Consider the following 15,123-nt stretch of genomic DNA (forward strand, 5'->3'; position numbering starts at 1 on the left):
GGCCATGCCCGGCGAGTGCGAAGCGCGGTCCCGCATGCGATGCAATGAACGCCAAAAACAAAGCCGCCGGGCACGGCCCGGCGCTACCGGGATCACCCCGCCTGGTAGCGCCGGGCCATGCCCGGCGAGTGCGAAGCGCGGTCCCGCATGCGATGCAATGAACGCCAACAGCAAAGCCGCCGGGCATGGCCCGGCGCTACCAGGGGTTACCCGCGTTCGTGCCAGCCGCCGCCCAGCACCTTGTACAGGGTGATGCGGTTGGTCTGCTGGGCCAGCTCGGTCTGCAGGCGCGTCTGCTGCGCGCTGTAGGCGGTGCGGCGTGCGTCCAGCAGGGTCACGAAGCTGTCCAGGCCAGCGTCATAGCGGGCCTGCGACAGGCGGTTGGCCGTTTCGGCCGCATCCACCAGGCGCTGCTGCGCGCTCACCTGCTCGTCCAGGCTGACGTTCAGCGCCAGCGCGTCGGAGGTTTCGCGGAATCCGCTCTGGATCGCCTTCTCGTACTGCGCCAGGGCGATATCGCGGTCCGCATTGGCCACGGCCAGGTTCGCGCGCAGCTTGCCCCCTTGGAAGATCGGCAGGGTGATCTTCGGCAGGAAACTCCACACGCGGGTGCCGCTGTCGAACAGATTGGACAGTTCGCCCGAGCCACTGCCGATGCTGCCGGTCAGGGTGATGCTGGGGAAGAACGCGGCGCGCGCGGCACCGATGTTGGCGTTGGCCGCCAGCAGCTGGTGTTCGGCGGCCATGATGTCCGGGCGCTGCAGCAGCACGTCGCTGGGCAGGCCCGCCGGCGGCGGGGCCAGGGCCAGCAGCTGCGGTTCGATGCTGTCCGGCAGCAGGTCCGCATCGACCTGGCCACCGGCCAGCAGCGCCAGCGCGTTGCGGTCCTGGGCCAGCTGCCCGCGCAGGCGGGCGGCATCGGTACGCGCGGTTTCCACCAGCGTGCGGGTCTGGCTCAGTTCCAGACCGGAACTGCCGCCGCGTTCATGGCGGGCTTCGGCCAGGCGCAGCGAATCCTCGTAGGTCTTCAGCGTAGCCTCGGAAATCCTCAGCTGCTGCGCATCGGCACCGTAGGTCAGCCAGGCGGTGGCGGTCTCGGCCACCAGGCTCAGCTGCGCGTTGCGGCGGTTGGCGGCCACGGCGAAGTACTGCTGCAACGCAGATTCGCTGAGGTTGCGCACGCGGCCGAACAGATCCAGCTCGAAGTCGGCCACGCCCACGCCGGCGGTGAACTGCTCGGTGACGCCCGCATTGGTGCCCTGCCGTTCCATCTGGCCGGTGGCGGCCAGGCCGGGCACGCGGTCGGCGCGCTGCACGCGGTACTGGCCGCGTGCCTTTTCCACGTTCAGCACGGCCACGCGCAGGTCGCGGTTGTTGTCCAGCGCCTGGCCGATCACCTGCTGCAGGCGTTCATCGGCGAAGAAGTCACGCCAGCCCAGTGCAGCAACATCGGTGACTTCGCCCTGGCTGGCCTCGGCCGGCCACTGCGCCGGAATGCCCGGAGCAACGGCGGTGTCCTTCGGCGCCAGGGACGAACAGCCGGCCAGGCCCAGGCTGGCGACGAGCGCCAGCAGCAAGGGGGTCTTATTCATGGGAACCTCCATGGGCAGCATCATCGCGCGGGGCCGGCGGCGTGCCACCCCCGTTGCCCTTGTTGCGGTTGAACACGCGCTGCACCACCACGAAGAACAGCGGGATGAAGAACACACCCATCACGGTGCCCACCAGCATGCCGCCCAGCACGCCGGTACCGATGGCGCGCTGCGCACCGGAGCCTGCACCGGAGGCGATGGCCAGCGGCAGCACGCCCAGGCCGAACGCCAGCGAGGTCATGATGATCGGGCGCAGGCGGTCGCGCACCGCATGCATCGTCGCTTCGATCAGGCCCGCGCCCTTCTCCAGATTTTCCTTGGCAAATTCGACGATCAGGATCGCGTTCTTGCTGGTCAGGCCCACCGTGGTCAGCATCGCCACCTGGAAGTAGATGTCGCGCTCCATGCCGCGGAAGGTGTTGGCCAGCACTGCGCCGAGGATGCCCAGCGGCGCCACCAGCAGCACCGAGGTCGGCACGCTCCAGCTTTCATACAGGGCAGCAAGGCACAGGAACACGATCAGCAGCGACAGCGTGTACAGCAGCGGCGTCTGCGAACCGGCCTGGCGCTCCTGGTAGGACAGCGCGGTCCATTCGATGTCGAAGCCCGGCGGCAGATCCTTGGCGATGCGCTCGATCTCGGCCATGGCATCACCGGAAGCCACGCCCGCGGCGGGCTCGCCCTGGATCTCCATCGCCGACACGCCGTTGTAGCGTTCCAGGCGCGGCGAACCGTAGTCCCAGCGCTTGGAGGCGAAGGCACTGAACGGCACCATCTCGCCCTGCCCGTTCTTCACCGACCAGACGTTGAAGTCGTCCGGATTCATGCGGAACGGTGCATCGGCCATCACGTACACGCGCTTGACGCGGCCACGGTCGATGAAGTCATCGATGTAGCTGCTGCCCCACGCCGCGGCCAGGGTGTTGTTGATCGAGCTGACCGACAAGCCCAGGGCGTTGGCCTTTTCCACGTCCACGTCAATGCGCAGCTGCGGCGTGTCTTCCTGGCCGTTGGGGCGCACGTTGGCCAGCAGCTTGCTCTGGCCCGCTGCACCCAGCAGCTGGTTGCGCGCGGCCAGCAGGGCGTCGTGGCCCTTGCCGCTGGTGTCCTTCAGGAAGAACGTGTAACCCGAACCGATGCCCAGCTCCGGCATGGCCGGCGGCGGGAAGGCGAAGATGAAGGCGTCCTTGATCTGGCCCAGCGCGCCCATTGCACGCCCGGTGATCGCACCCACGCTGTGGTCGGCGTCGCGCTCCTTCCAGTCCTTCAGCTTGACGAAGGCCATGCCCGCGTTCTGGCCCATGCCGGCGAAGCTGAAGCCCTGCACGGCGAAGATGGACTCGACCGCATCGGCTTCGTTCTTCAGGAAGTGGTCTTCCAGCTTGGCCATCGCCTCCAGGGTACGTTCCTGGGTGGCGCCGACCGGGGTCTGCACCAGCGCCATCATGATGCCCTGGTCTTCATTGGGCAGGAACGAGCTGGGCAGGCGCGCGAACAGCACGCCCATCACCACGGCCAGGGCCACGAAGATGCCCATGAAGCGCCACGGGCGATGGATGATGCCCTTCACGCCGCGCTGGTAGGTTTCGCTGGAACGGTCGAAGCCACGGTTGAAGCCGTTGAAGAAACGGCCCAGCAGGCCGCTGTGGGCGACATGGTGCTCGCCCTTCTTCAGCGGCTTGAGCATGGTCGCGCACAGCGCCGGGGTCAGCACGATGGCCACCAGCACCGACAGCGCCATGGCCGAGACGATCGTGGCCGAGAACTGGCGGTAGATGATGCCGGTGGAGCCGCTCATGAAGGCCATCGGCACGAACACCGCCGACAGCACCAGGCCGATGCCCACCAGCGCGCCGGTGATCTGGCCCATCGACTTGCGGGTGGCTTCCAGCGGCGACAGGCCCTCTTCGGACATGATGCGCTCGACGTTCTCCACCACCACGATGGCATCGTCCACCAGCAGGCCGATGGCCAGCACCATGGCGAACATGGTCAGCATGTTGACCGAGAAGCCGAGCATGGCCAGCACGCCGAAGGTGCCCAGCAGCACCACCGGCACAGCGATGGTCGGAATCAAGGTGGCGCGGAAGTTCTGCAGGAACAGGTACATCACCACGAACACCAGCACGATCGCTTCGATCAGGGTCTTGATGACGCCCTTGATCGAGACCTGCACGAACGGGGTGGTGTCGTAGGGCACGACGGTTTCCAGCCCGGCCGGGAAGCTGGCCTTCATTTCGTCCAGCGCGGTGCGCACGCCCTCAGCGGTGGCCAGCGCGTTGGCGCCGGTGGCCAGGGTGATGGCGATGCCGGTGGACGGCTTGCCGTTGTAGCGGGTAACGAAGTCGTAGCTTTCCGCACCCAGTTCGACACGGGCGACGTCGCCCAGGCGCAGTTCGCTGCCATCGGTGCCGCCACGCACCAGGATGTTGCGGAACTGTTCCGGGGTCTGCAGGCGGTCCTGCGCGTTGATGGTGGCGTTGAGCTGCTGGCCCTTCACCGACGGCGCGCCGCCCAGCTGGCCGATGGCCACCTGTGCGTTCTGTGCGGTGATCGCCGCGGTCACTTCATCGACCGACAGCTTGTAGGTGTGCAGCTTGTTCGGGTCCAGCCAGATGCGCATGGCGTACTTGCCACCGAACACCTGGATGTTGCCCACGCCCGGCACGCGGCTGAGCGTGTCGACCACATTGGAGCCCACGTAGTCGGCGATGTCGTTGGCATCCATGCTGCCGTCGTTGGACACGAAGCCGAGCACCTGCAGGAAGCCGCTGCTGGACTTGGCCACGTTGATGCCCTGCCGCTGCACTTCCTGCGGCAGCAGCGGCATGGCCAGCTGCAGCTTGTTCTGCACCTGCACCTGGGCGATGTCCGGGTTGGTGCCGGCTTCGAAGGTGAGGGTGATGGTGGCCTGGCCGTTGGCCGAGCTGTTGGAGGAGAAGTAGATCAGGCCGTCCAGGCCCTTCATGTTCTGCTCGATGATCTGCGTCACCGAGTCCTCGACCACCTTGGCCGATGCACCCGGGTAGGTGGCGCTGATCTCGACGGCCGGCGGGGCGACCTCGGGATACATCGACACCGGCAGCTTCATCACCGCCAGCGCACCGGCCAGCATGATGATGATGGCGATCACCCACGCGAAGATGGGTCGATCAATGAAAAAACGTGCCATGGAATTCTCCGCTTACTTCGCTTCGCCGGCCGGCTGGGCGGCAGGCTGCGGGGCGGCGTCCGGCTGTGCCGGGGCGGCGCCCTTCTCGGTGGCCTGCACGGGCATGCCGGGGCCGATCTTCTGCAGGCCTTCGACGATGACCTTGTCACCCGGCTGCAGGCCGTCCTCGACCAGCCACTTGTCGGCCAGCGCGCGGCTGACCTTCACCGGGCGCACTTCGACCTTGTTGTCCTTGCCGACCACCATGGCGCTGGTATCGCCCTTGGCATCGCGGGCGATGCCCTGCATCGGCACCAGCACGGCATCGGCGCGCACGCCGCCGCCGATCACCGCGCGCACGTACATGCCCGGCATCAGCAGGCCCTCGGGGTTGTCCACCTTCACCCGCAGCGCGTAGCTGCCGGTGGTCGGGTCGACGCTCACTTCGGAGAACTCCAGCGCGCCCTTGTGCGGGAACTCGCTGCCGTCTTCCAGCAGGATGGTGACCGGCAGGGTCTGGTTGTCCTGCAGGCGGCCAGCGGCCAGTTCGCGGCGCAGCTGCAGCAGCTCGGCCGAGGACTGGGTCAGGTCGACGTAGATCGGGGTGAGCTGCTGCACGGTGGCCAGCGCGTCGGCCTGGCCAACACTGACCAGCGCGCCCTGGGTGACGCTGGACTTGCCGATGCGGCCGCTGATCGGCGCGGTGATGCGGGCATAGCCGAGGGTGACGTTGGCCGCGTCCAGCGCGGCCTTGGCGGCACCGACGTCGGCCTCGGCCTGCTTCTGCGTGGCGACGGCGTTTTCCAGGTCCTGCTGGCTGACCGCATCGACCTTGGCCAGCTCGGTGATGCGCTTGGCGCTCAGGCGCGCGGCGTTGGCGGTGGCCTCGGCACGGGCCAGCTGGGCGCGGGCGCTGTTGGCCTGGGCGCGGTAGCTGGCGTCTTCGATCTGGTACAGCGGCTGCCCTTCCTTCACCAGGCCGCCTTCAGTGAACAGGCGCTTGGCGACGATGCCACTGACCTGCGGCCGGACTTCGGCCACCAGGAAGGCATTGGTGCGGCCCGGCAGTTCGCGGGTCAGGCCCACGCTTTCCGACTTCAGGGTGACCACGGTCACCTGGCCGGGGCCTTGCTGGGGCTGTTCGGGTTGGCCACCGCAGGCGGCCACGGTCGCGGCGATGACCAGCGACAGCAGGAAGGGGCGGATTCGGGTCAGGGGCATGGGGCTGGGGCTCGGGGAAGGGAAAAGATTCTCAGCTTGCCGTGATACGCAGCCGCATCCCGGTCCGGGGGCGCGGTTGTCGCAGCGGGCAGGCATCCCCGCGCACGGCGCAGGCATCAGCCAGCGCGCATACACGACGGGGAGCATGGGGGCGAAATATACATACATGCTTGTTTGTTTGTAAAGCGATACAATTCAGCCAGGTTTCACCGGCACTGGTACCCACTCTCCGACCCATGGCGCGCAAGACCAAAGAAGACACCGAGGCAACCCGCGTAGGCATCCTTGATGCTGCCGAGGCCTGCTTCCATGAACACGGCGTGGCCCGGACCACGCTGGAGATGATCGGCGCCCGCGCCGGCTATACCCGTGGCGCGGTCTACTGGCACTTCAAGAACAAGACCGAGGTGCTGGCCGCGATCATCCAGCGGGTGCACCTGCCCTTCATGCAGGAACTGGAGCGCACCTCCAGCGACGAACGGCGGACGCCGATCCACGACCTGCGCGCGGTGATGATCTACTCGTTCATCGAACTGTCCGAAGACGAGCGCCTGCGCAAGACCATGGAAATCATGCTGCGCAGCGATGCTTCCTCGGAAAGCCGGGCGCTGGCCGAGCTGCAGCAGTCCGGGTTCCGCGATGCGCTGGACCGGATGGAGCGCGCCCTGCGCCGGGCGCAGGACCTGGGCCAGCTGCGCGATGGCGCCGACCCGAAGATCGCCGCACGCATGCTGCACGCCACCGTGCTGGGCGTGCTGCACGGGGCGATGGTCGAACCGGAACTGATGGACCTCAAGCGCGACGGCATGCTCGCGCTGGACATGACGCTGACCGCCTACGTGAAGGAAGGCGTGTTCGTGCCGGGCTCGATTCCCGAGCCGCTGCCGTAGCGGTGGCTGCCGCCGGGCATGGCCCGGCGCTACCGCGCCGCTCACGCATTGGTAGCGCCGGGCCATGCCCGGCGAGCGCGAAGCGCGGCCTGCGTTCGATGCAATGCACGCCGGAAGGAAAGCCACCCGGCATGGCCCGGCGCTACCGCGACCCTTCCACATTGGTAGCGCCGGGCCATGCCCGGCGAGCGCGAAGCGCAGCCTGCGTTCGATGCAGTGCACACCGGAAGGAAAGCCGCCGGGCATGGCCCGGCGAGCGCGAAGCGCGGCCTGCGTTCGATGCAATGCACGCCGGAAGGAAAGCCACCCGGCATAGCCCGGCAGTAGATCCACGCCATGCGTGGATGCCGTACGCGCAAACGAAAAGGCCGCCTTTCGGCGGCCTTCTGCATTACAGGATGTAGCGGCTCAGGTCCGGGTCCTGCACCAGCTCGCCCAGGTGTGCATCGACGTAGGCGCTGTCGATGGCCAGGGTTTCGCCGTCGCGGTCCGGCGCCTCGTAGCTGAGCGAATCCAGCAGGCGTTCCAGCACGGTGTGCAGGCGGCGGGCGCCGATGTTTTCCTGGCGCTCGTTCACCTGGAAGGCGATCTCGGCCAGGCGGTCGATGGCATCGGCGGTGAAGCTGACCTTGACGCCTTCGGTGGCCAGCAGCGCTTCGTACTGCTTGGTCAGCGCGGCCTTCGGCTCGGTCAGGATGCGCACGAAGTCGTTCTTGCTCAGTGCGCCCAGCTCCACGCGGATCGGGAAACGACCCTGCAGTTCCGGAATCAGGTCGCTGGGCTTGGCCAGGTGGAACGCGCCCGAGGCAATGAACAGGATGTGGTCGGTCTTGATCGTGCCGTACTTGGTGGACACATTGGAGCCTTCCACCAGCGGCAGCAGGTCGCGCTGCACGCCTTCGCGGGACACATCACCACCGCCCACGTTATCGCCACGCTTGGCAACCTTGTCGATCTCGTCGATGAAGACGATGCCGTGCTGTTCGCAGGCTTCGATCGCCGCGGTGCGGATATCGTCCTCGTTGACCAGCTTGCCGGCTTCTTCTTCCACCAGCAGCGGGCGCGCGGCCTTGATGGTCAGCGTGCGCTTGTGCGCCTTGGCGCCGCCGCCGAGGTTGGCGAACATCGACTTCAGCTGCTGGCCCATTTCTTCCATGCCCGGCGGGGTCATGATGTCCATGCTGACGTTGGCCGCCAGGTCGAGCTCGATCTCGCGATCGTCCAGCTCGCCGTTACGCAGCATCTTGCGGAACTTGATGCGGGTCTCGTTGTCCTGCGCCGACGGCTCGTTGCGGGCCACTTCCGGGTCGAAACCGATGCCGCCGCTGCGGCGCGGCAGCAGTGCGTCGAGGATGCGGTCTTCGGCGCGCTCTTCGGCCTGGGTACGCACGCGCACCTTGGCCTGCTCGCGGTAAAGCTTGACCGCGGTATCGGCCAGGTCGCGGATGATCTGCTCGACGTCCTTGCCGACGTAGCCCACTTCGGTGAAGCGGGTCGCTTCGACCTTCACGAACGGCGCGTTGGCCAGGGTGGCCAGGCGGCGCGCGATCTCGGTCTTGCCGACACCGGTAGGGCCGATCATCAGGATGTTCTTCGGCATCACTTCATTGCGCAGCTCAGGCACCAGCTGCATGCGGCGCCAGCGGTTGCGCAGGGCGATGGCCACCGCGCGCTTGGCGTCGTGCTGGCCGACGATGTGCCGGTCCAGTTCCTGCACGATCTCGCGCGGGGTCATGGTGGCGGAGGAAACTTCGATCTTCGACATGGATGTGCTCACGAATTCGTTGTCGGTAGCGCCGGGCCATGCCCGGCGGATCGGGGAGCGTTACAGCTCCTCGACCACCACGTTGCGGTTGGTGTAGATGCAGATGTCGCCGGCGATGCCGATCGCTTCGCTGGCAATCGTGCGCGCATCCAGTTCGGTGTGCGCCATCAGTGCGCGCGCGGCCGACAGGGCATAGGAACCACCGGAACCGATGGCGATGATGCCGTCCTCCGGCTCGATCACATCACCGGTGCCGCTGATGATCAGCGAGGTTTCCTTGTCGGCCACCGCCAGCAGGGCTTCCAGCTTGCCCAGGCGGCGTTCGGTACGCCAATCCTTGGCCAGCTCGACGGCCGCGCGCTGCAGCTGGCCATGCTTTTCCAGCTTGGCCTCGAACAGCTCGAACAGGGTGAAAGCATCGGCGGCGGCACCGGCGAAGCCGGCCAGCACCTGGCCGTCGCGGCCGAGGCGGCGCACCTTGCGCGCATTGCCCTTCATCACCGTGTGGCCGAGGGTGACCTGGCCATCACCGGCAATGGCCACGTGGTCGCCGCGGCGCACGCAGACGATGGTGGTGGCGTGGAAAACATTGGGATTCTGACTGGGGTCCATGCGGCCTCCGATAGCTGTTCACGGGACATGGGGACAGCGCCGGGAGCGATCAAGCCTGCGCGGATGGCTGCCGTTCAGCGCTTGGCATGCGAAGGCCGATCCGGATTGGGTTCGATGCCCCAGGCGAGGTACCAGTCCTCGCCTTGGGTTTCGATGGGGTGCTGGGTGCGGCCGGAGCCATTGCCGCAGGCCAGCGCGTCGGCCGCGCAGTAGCGGTCGCAGCCCCAGCAGATACGTTCGGGATGCTTGGGATGCAGCGGAATGGGCTTTGCCATGGCGGCGGTTCCTCGTGGCCTGCGGCCACGATGCGCCACTGCGCCCCCGCCCTGCCCTGATGCAGATCAAGCGGAGGCCATGAGGCCATCGCGCCCGCCGGGCATGGCCCGGCGCTACCCGTCCTTGCTGCGGCGCTTGGCGCGCGGGTGCGCGGCGTCGTAGACCTTGGCCAGGTGTTGGAAATCCAGGTGGGTGTAGATCTGGGTGGTGGCGATGTCGGCGTGGCCAAGCAGCTCCTGCACGCCCCGCAGGTCGCCGGACGATTCCAGGATGTGGCTGGCGAAACTGTGCCGCAGCATGTGCGGGTGCACGTGCTTGAACAGGCCCTGGCGCTGGGCCAGCTGGCGGATGCGGATCTGCACCGCACGCTGGCTGATCGGCCCGTTGCGGCCGGGGAACACCGGCGTCGCCGGGCCACCGCCGCTTTCCGCGCGCCAGGCCAGCAGCGCTTCGCGTGCGGGGCGGCCAAACGGCACCCGGCGCTGGCGGTTGCCCTTGCCCAGCACGTTGACCAGGCCGCTGTCGAAATCCAGGTCGCGCCAGGTCAGCGCACACACTTCGCTCAGGCGCAGGCCGGAGGAATAGAACAGTTCCAGCAGCGCGCGGTCGCGGCGGCCGAGTTCGCCTTCCGGCTCCAGCTCGACCAGTTGCACGGCTTCATCGGCATCGAGCACCTGCGGCAGGCGCCGCGGTGCGCGTGGCGCCTTCAGGGTGGCTGCGGGGCTCACCTCGATGCGCCCGTGCTTGAGCAGCCAGGCGTAGAAACTGCGGCAGGCCGACAGCCGGCGCTGCAGGCTCTTGGCCGACAGCCCGCGGCGGTGCTCGTCGGCGACGAACTGGCGCAGCGTTTCGGCGTCCAGGGCTTCCACGGCCACCCCGCGCGGTTCGACCCAGACCGACAGTGCATCCAGGTCGCGGCGGTAGGCATCGAGCGTGTGCGCCGACATCCGCCGTTCCACCTGCAGGTGCTGCAGGAAGTGCTGAACCGCGCTCATCGTCGTGCGGCCCGGCTCAGCGCTCGAAGCGCTTCAGGCCAGCCACCAGCGCATCGCCCATCATGCGCAGGAACAGCGTGCCCATGCCCGGGTAGAAGCGGTTGGCATCGTGGCTGCCGACGGCGATCAGGCCGATGCCGGGCAACGGCAGCAGTGCGGTGGTCTGCACCTCGTCGCTGCGCGCGCCGTACAGCACCGCGTTCTTTTCCGGCTGCAGGCGCCCGCAGATCGGCTCGCCGTCCTTCAGGCAATCGCGGAACGGGCCCAGCTGGGCATCGTCGGCGGCGATCACCTGCAGCCACTCGGCCTGCTCCAGCCCGGCCACCGGCGCGTGCACCACCAGGCGCACCAGGTCGCCGGCAAAATCTTCCTGCAGCGACGCCGCCATTGCACGCAGGGTGTCAGCGGCGGTGTCCTGCTTCATCAGGGCCAGGGTCAGCTGGTGCGTGCGCACCGCCAACCGCTCGTTGACCTGTGCGGTCGCGCCCAGGTCGGCCAACCGTCGCGCCAGCTCGCGGTTCTTCTCGCGCAGCACTTCCAGCTGGTAGCTGGCCAGCGACGCGGTGGGGCCGTCATCGCGCGGCACCACCAGGGTCAGGGCCAGGTCGGGGAACTGCTTGAGGAAGCCCGGATGCCGCCGCAACCACGCAGCGACGTCATGGCCCCCGAGCTTGTCGACGGTCTCACTCATGCGGTCCACTCCCCTTCGAAGACGAATGCGGTCGGGCCGGCCATCACCACCGGCTGGCCGTCGCCCGGCCACTGGATGCGAAGTTCGCCACCGGGCAGGCTGATGCGTGCATCGCTCTGCAGGCGGCCGCGCTGCATCAGGGTGACGGCGGCGGCACAGGCACCGCTGCCGCAGGCCAGGGTTTCGCCGACGCCCCGCTCGTACACGCGCAGGCGCGCGTGGTCCGGGCCGATCACCTGGGCGAAGCCCACGTTGACCGACTGCGGGAACGACGCATGCTGCTGCAGCAGCGAGCCGACGCGCTCGACCGGTGCGGCATCGATCAGGCCCACTTCGATGACCGCGTGCGGGTTGCCCATCGACACCGCCGAGAAACGCACGGTTTCGCCCTGCAACGGCATCAGGTACTCGTCGCGCGGATGGGCGAAGCCCACCAGCGGAACCTGCGTCGGCTCGAACGCCGGCACGCCCATGGCCACCGAGAAGCGGCCATCGCCCAGCACCTGCACGTCGTGGCTGGCCAGCGGGCTGTCGATCACGAAGCGCTCGCCCTGCGCACTGCCCTCGCGCACCAGCCAGGCCGCAATGCAGCGCGCGCCGTTGCCGCACTGTTCGGAATTGGAGCCATCGGCATTCCAGATCCGGTAGGACGCCACCGAGCCTTCCGCGCGCGGGGCCTCGATGGTCAGGATCTGGTCGCAGCCCACGCCGGTATGGCGGTCGGCCAGGCGCGCGGCCAGCTGCGGGGTGGGCGGCGGCGTGCCGTCGCGCAGGTCGATCACTACGAAATCGTTGCCCGCGCCGTGCATCTTGCTGAAGCGCAGGGCCGTGGAGCCGGCCTTACTCATTCCCACCGTCCACCGGCTTGATCGGGTCCGGGGTGACCGAGGGGCTGCCGTCGCTGGTCGGCTGGGTCGCTTCGGGCGTGGCTTCCGGGGTGGCTTCGGGCGCGGCGGCCGGTTCGACCGTCTCTTCCACCGGCACCGGCTTCTGCGGCAGTACCAGCGGGCCCTTGTTGCCACAGGCGGACAGGAACAGCAGCGAGGCCGCTGCCAGCGGAATCAGGATGGCGTTGCGATGGGGGATCTTCATGCGCCCGAGTATAGCCATTGGCGGCTGAGCGGTAGGTAGAGTCGACCGTTGGTCGACTATCGCGCGCAGCGCGGGGTTTTCGCCGGCGGCCGGGAGAGCAGTCGACCAACGGTCGACTTTACCCCGCCGGTGGCGGCAGCGGGCGCGTCCACAGCCAGATTGCCACCACGGCCATGCTGCCGATGGAGAACCACTTCACCCAGGCGATCGGCACGCACCACAGCATGATGCCGGCGCACACGGCCATGGTGATCGTGGCCATCCACTTGCCGTAGCGGCTGACGGCGCCGTGCGCCTGCCAGTTGGCGATGGCCGGGCCGAAGCGCGGGTGCTGCAGCAGCCAGTTGTGCAGGCGCTCGGAGCCGCGCGAGGCGGCCCAGGCCGAAATCAGGATGAATACGGTGGTCGGCAGGCCCGGCACGAAGATGCCGACGATGCCGGTGCCCAAGCTGGCGTAGGCCAGCAGCCACCACGCCCAGCGGAAACGCACCACGCGCGGTGGCGGGGTGTCATCCGGAGGCGGTGGCGCAGGTGCGGTCATGGCCGCAAGGATACCGGTTCAGGGTGCCAGGCAGTGCCCGGCACCCTGTCGCGATCAAGGCTGGACGATGCCCAGCTGCTGCAGCACGAACGCGTACGACTCGGACAGCTCGCGGTAACGCTGGAAGCGCCCGGACTTGCCGCCGTGGCCAGCTTCCATGTTGGTGCGGAACACGATCGGGTAATGGCCGGTGTTGTCATCACGCAGCTTGGCCACCCACTTGGCCGGTTCCCAGTACTGCACCTGCGAATCCCACAGGCCGGTACCGACGAACAGCGCCGGATAGGCCTGCTGCTTGACGTTGTCGTAGGGCGAGTAGGACAGCATGTAGTCGTAGTACGGCTTCTGCTCCGGGTTGCCCCACTCGTCGTACTCGTTGGTGGTCAGCGGGATGGTCGGGTCGAGCATCGTGGTGACCACGTCGACGAACGGCACCTGCGCCACCATCACCCGGTAATCCTGCGGCGCCTGGTTGGCCACCGCGCCCATCAGCAGGCCACCGGCGCTGCCACCGGAGGCGGCGACGCGATCCTTCGCCGCCCAGCCCTGGGCAACCAGGCCGCGGGTGACGTCGATGAAGTCGTTGAAGGTGTTCTGCTTGTGCAGCAGCTTGCCGTTCTCGTACCAGTCGCGGCCCATCTCCTGGCCACCGCGGATATGGGCGATGGCATACACCACGCCACGGTCGAGCAGGCTCACCGCCGTCTGGTTGAAGTACGGGTCCATCGACATGCCGTAGCTGCCGTAGGCGTACTGGAACAGCGCGCCCGTGCCATCCTTCTGGTAGCCCTTGCGGTAGACCAGCGACACCGGCACCTTCACCCCGTCGCGCGCGGTGATCCAGACGCGGTCGGTTTCGTACTTCGAGGCGTCATAGCCGATCACCGGCTGCACCTTCAGCTGGCGGCGCTCGCCGGTGGCGGTATTCAGTTCGAACACCGTGGTCGGGGTGGTCATCGAGGTGTAGACGTAACGCAGCCACGGCGTATCGGCCTCGGTGTTGTCGCCCAGGCCCATCGAATACGCCGGCTCGTCGGCCTTCACGTAATCGCTGCGGCCATCCTTGAACAGCAGGCGGATGCGCTCCAGGCCTTCGGAACGTTCGGCGATGGCGGTGTACGCATCGAACAGCTCGAAGCCTTCGATGAACACCGCATCGTCGTGCGCGATCCAGTCCTTCCACTGCGCGCGGGAGGTGGCATCGGTCGGCGCGGTGACCAGCTTGAAGTTCTTCGCGCCATCGTTGGTGCGGATCACCCAGCGGCCATCGTAGTGGTCGGCGTCGTACTCGACGTCACGCTGGCGCGGCGCCAGTACGGTGAAGGTGGTCGGGTCGCTGGCCGGCGCGTAGCGCTCTTCCGAGGACACGGTGCTGTGCACGCCGATGGTGATGAAGCGATCGTCGCGGGTGCGGCCGATGCCCATGTAGAAGCTGTCGTCCTTCTCTTCATAGACGACGGTGTCGGCGCTGGCCGGGGTGCCCAGCACGTGCTTCTTCACCCGCACGGTCAGCAGCGTTTCCGGATCATTCTCGACATACAGCACGGTGCGGTTGTCGTCGGCCCAGACCAGGTCGCCGGAGCTGCCGGTGATGACGTCGGGCAGCACCTTGCCAGTAGCCAGGTCCTTGAAGCGGATCGTGTACTGGCGGCGGCCGACGTCATCGTCGGCCCAGGCCAGCAGCTGGTTGTCCTGGCTCACTTCCATCGAACCGACGCTGAAGTAGCCCTTGCCGGCGGCCATCGTATTGACGTCCAGCAGGACTTCCTCGGCGGCATCCATGCTGCCCTTGCGGCGCGCATGGATGGGGTAATCCTGGCCGGTCTCGTAGCGGCTGTAGTACCAGTAGCCGCGCTCGCGCGCCGGCACGCTGGCATCGTCCTGCTTGATGCGGCCGACGATTTCCTTGTACAGGGTGTCTTCCAGCGGCTTCAGCGGCGCCAGCAGCTGGTCGGTGTAGGCATTCTCGGCCTGCAGGTAGGCCAGCATGTCCTTGTTCTCGCGCTTGTCGTCGCGCAGCCAGTAGTAGTCATCGTTGCGGGTGGCGCCGAACGGCGCCTTGACCACGTGCGGGTGCTTGGCGGCATCCGGCGGAACGGGCGGGGTGGCGGCGGTAACGGTGCTGGTCATCAGGCTGGCAAGCAACAGGCAGAGGGTGGATTTCATGAGATAAGGCTCCTTGAGGGGCAATGCAATGGCGTCCTTGTGCCTGAGTCTGGGTTGCGGGAGGACGGTGGGCAACCCTGCGGATCGTCACGGGTAGTGCCGGCCGCTGGCCGGCAACCTCAGCCGGCCAG

The 15,123-nt window shown here is 67.6% G+C and carries 13 protein-coding genes; 1 reads left to right on the plus strand and 12 read right to left on the minus strand.

Annotation, left to right across the window (positions count from 1 at the left end):
- Positions 1-206: 206 nt before the first annotated feature.
- Genes smeF through smeD form a run of 3 tightly spaced genes read right to left on the minus strand, consistent with a single transcriptional unit; the run spans position 207 to position 5,964 of the window.
- Complete coding sequence (gene smeF, locus AC3WL7_RS04405) at positions 207-1,592, minus strand: multidrug efflux RND transporter outer membrane subunit SmeF (RefSeq protein WP_492749485.1); 1,386 nt, start codon at positions 1,590-1,592, stop codon at positions 207-209.
- Complete coding sequence (gene smeE, locus AC3WL7_RS04410; RefSeq protein ID WP_492749486.1) at positions 1,585-4,764, minus strand: multidrug efflux RND transporter permease subunit SmeE; 3,180 nt, start codon at positions 4,762-4,764, stop codon at positions 1,585-1,587. Before smeE ends, smeF begins: the two co-directional genes overlap by 8 nt.
- A gap of 12 nt (positions 4,765-4,776) precedes the next feature.
- Positions 4,777-5,964 (minus strand): multidrug efflux RND transporter periplasmic adaptor subunit SmeD, encoded by a 1,188-nt coding sequence (smeD, locus tag AC3WL7_RS04415; RefSeq protein ID WP_492749487.1) that lies wholly within the window; start codon positions 5,962-5,964, stop codon positions 4,777-4,779.
- Between the two features lie 236 nt (positions 5,965-6,200).
- Between smeD and AC3WL7_RS04420 the strand changes: the two genes are divergently transcribed.
- Positions 6,201-6,854 carry a TetR family transcriptional regulator gene (locus AC3WL7_RS04420; RefSeq protein WP_108747397.1) on the plus strand — a complete coding sequence of 218 codons (654 nt, stop codon included), beginning with the start codon at positions 6,201-6,203 and terminating at the stop codon, positions 6,852-6,854.
- 391 nt (positions 6,855-7,245) lie between these two features.
- Here AC3WL7_RS04420 and hslU read toward each other — a convergent pair whose 3' ends face one another.
- The 9 genes from hslU to AC3WL7_RS04465 form a co-directional block, all read right to left on the minus strand.
- Entirely contained in the window at positions 7,246-8,619 is a 1,374-nt protein-coding gene (gene hslU / locus AC3WL7_RS04425; protein WP_108747398.1) for an ATP-dependent protease ATPase subunit HslU, read from the minus strand.
- A gap of 60 nt (positions 8,620-8,679) precedes the next feature.
- Positions 8,680-9,231 carry an ATP-dependent protease subunit HslV gene (hslV, locus tag AC3WL7_RS04430; RefSeq protein WP_079223431.1) on the minus strand — a complete coding sequence of 184 codons (552 nt, stop codon included), beginning with the start codon at positions 9,229-9,231 and terminating at the stop codon, positions 8,680-8,682.
- Positions 9,232-9,305: 74 nt separating this feature from the next.
- Positions 9,306-9,506: a DUF3079 domain-containing protein gene (locus AC3WL7_RS04435; RefSeq protein WP_049456730.1), complete on the minus strand. Its 201-nt coding sequence runs from the start codon at positions 9,504-9,506 to the stop codon at positions 9,306-9,308.
- Positions 9,507-9,620: 114 nt separating this feature from the next.
- On the minus strand, positions 9,621-10,502 hold the full coding sequence (gene xerC / locus AC3WL7_RS04440) for a tyrosine recombinase XerC (protein ID WP_079223433.1): 882 nt from the start codon (positions 10,500-10,502) through the stop codon (positions 9,621-9,623).
- Positions 10,503-10,518: 16 nt separating this feature from the next.
- A complete protein-coding gene (locus tag AC3WL7_RS04445; protein WP_079223435.1) occupies positions 10,519-11,193 on the minus strand; it encodes a DUF484 family protein in 675 nt (224 codons plus the stop codon).
- Positions 11,190-12,041, minus strand: a complete 852-nt coding sequence (gene dapF / locus AC3WL7_RS04450; protein WP_492749488.1) for a diaminopimelate epimerase — start codon at positions 12,039-12,041, stop codon at positions 11,190-11,192. The genes AC3WL7_RS04445 and dapF overlap by 4 nt, the downstream gene beginning before the upstream one ends.
- Positions 12,034-12,285, minus strand: coding sequence for an LPS translocon maturation chaperone LptM (lptM, locus tag AC3WL7_RS04455; protein WP_108758871.1), 252 nt, complete (start codon positions 12,283-12,285; stop codon positions 12,034-12,036). The genes dapF and lptM overlap by 8 nt, the downstream gene beginning before the upstream one ends.
- A 118-nt stretch (positions 12,286-12,403) precedes the next feature.
- Positions 12,404-12,826 (minus strand): YbaN family protein, encoded by a 423-nt coding sequence (locus AC3WL7_RS04460; protein WP_079223441.1) that lies wholly within the window; start codon positions 12,824-12,826, stop codon positions 12,404-12,406.
- A gap of 54 nt (positions 12,827-12,880) precedes the next feature.
- On the minus strand, positions 12,881-14,992 hold the full coding sequence (locus AC3WL7_RS04465; RefSeq protein ID WP_492749489.1) for a S9 family peptidase: 2,112 nt from the start codon (positions 14,990-14,992) through the stop codon (positions 12,881-12,883).
- Positions 14,993-15,123: the final 131 nt, after the last annotated feature.

Source organism: Stenotrophomonas sp. FW305-3-2-15-E-LB1 (genome assembly GCF_058787375.1).

Bases quoted from the DNA above. Each gene is read 5' to 3' on its own strand.
- smeD (WP_492749487.1), bottom strand. From the start codon at position 5,964: ATGCCCCTGACCCGAATCCGCCCCTTCCTGCTGTCGCTGGTCATCGCC.
- AC3WL7_RS04465 (WP_492749489.1), bottom strand. From the start codon at position 14,992: ATGAAATCCACCCTCTGCCTGTTGCTTGCCAGCCTGATGACCAGCACC.
- AC3WL7_RS04445 (WP_079223435.1), bottom strand. From the start codon at position 11,193: ATGAGTGAGACCGTCGACAAGCTCGGGGGCCATGACGTCGCTGCGTGG.
- smeE (WP_492749486.1), bottom strand. From the start codon at position 4,764: ATGGCACGTTTTTTCATTGATCGACCCATCTTCGCGTGGGTGATCGCC.
- smeF (WP_492749485.1), bottom strand. From the start codon at position 1,592: ATGAATAAGACCCCCTTGCTGCTGGCGCTCGTCGCCAGCCTGGGCCTG.
- xerC (WP_079223433.1), bottom strand. From the start codon at position 10,502: ATGAGCGCGGTTCAGCACTTCCTGCAGCACCTGCAGGTGGAACGGCGG.
- lptM (WP_108758871.1), bottom strand. From the start codon at position 12,285: ATGAAGATCCCCCATCGCAACGCCATCCTGATTCCGCTGGCAGCGGCC.
- hslV (WP_079223431.1), bottom strand. From the start codon at position 9,231: ATGGACCCCAGTCAGAATCCCAATGTTTTCCACGCCACCACCATCGTC.
- hslU (WP_108747398.1), bottom strand. From the start codon at position 8,619: ATGTCGAAGATCGAAGTTTCCTCCGCCACCATGACCCCGCGCGAGATC.
- AC3WL7_RS04420 (WP_108747397.1), top strand. From the start codon at position 6,201: ATGGCGCGCAAGACCAAAGAAGACACCGAGGCAACCCGCGTAGGCATC.
- AC3WL7_RS04460 (WP_079223441.1), bottom strand. From the start codon at position 12,826: ATGACCGCACCTGCGCCACCGCCTCCGGATGACACCCCGCCACCGCGC.
- AC3WL7_RS04435 (WP_049456730.1), bottom strand. From the start codon at position 9,506: ATGGCAAAGCCCATTCCGCTGCATCCCAAGCATCCCGAACGTATCTGC.
- dapF (WP_492749488.1), bottom strand. From the start codon at position 12,041: ATGAGTAAGGCCGGCTCCACGGCCCTGCGCTTCAGCAAGATGCACGGC.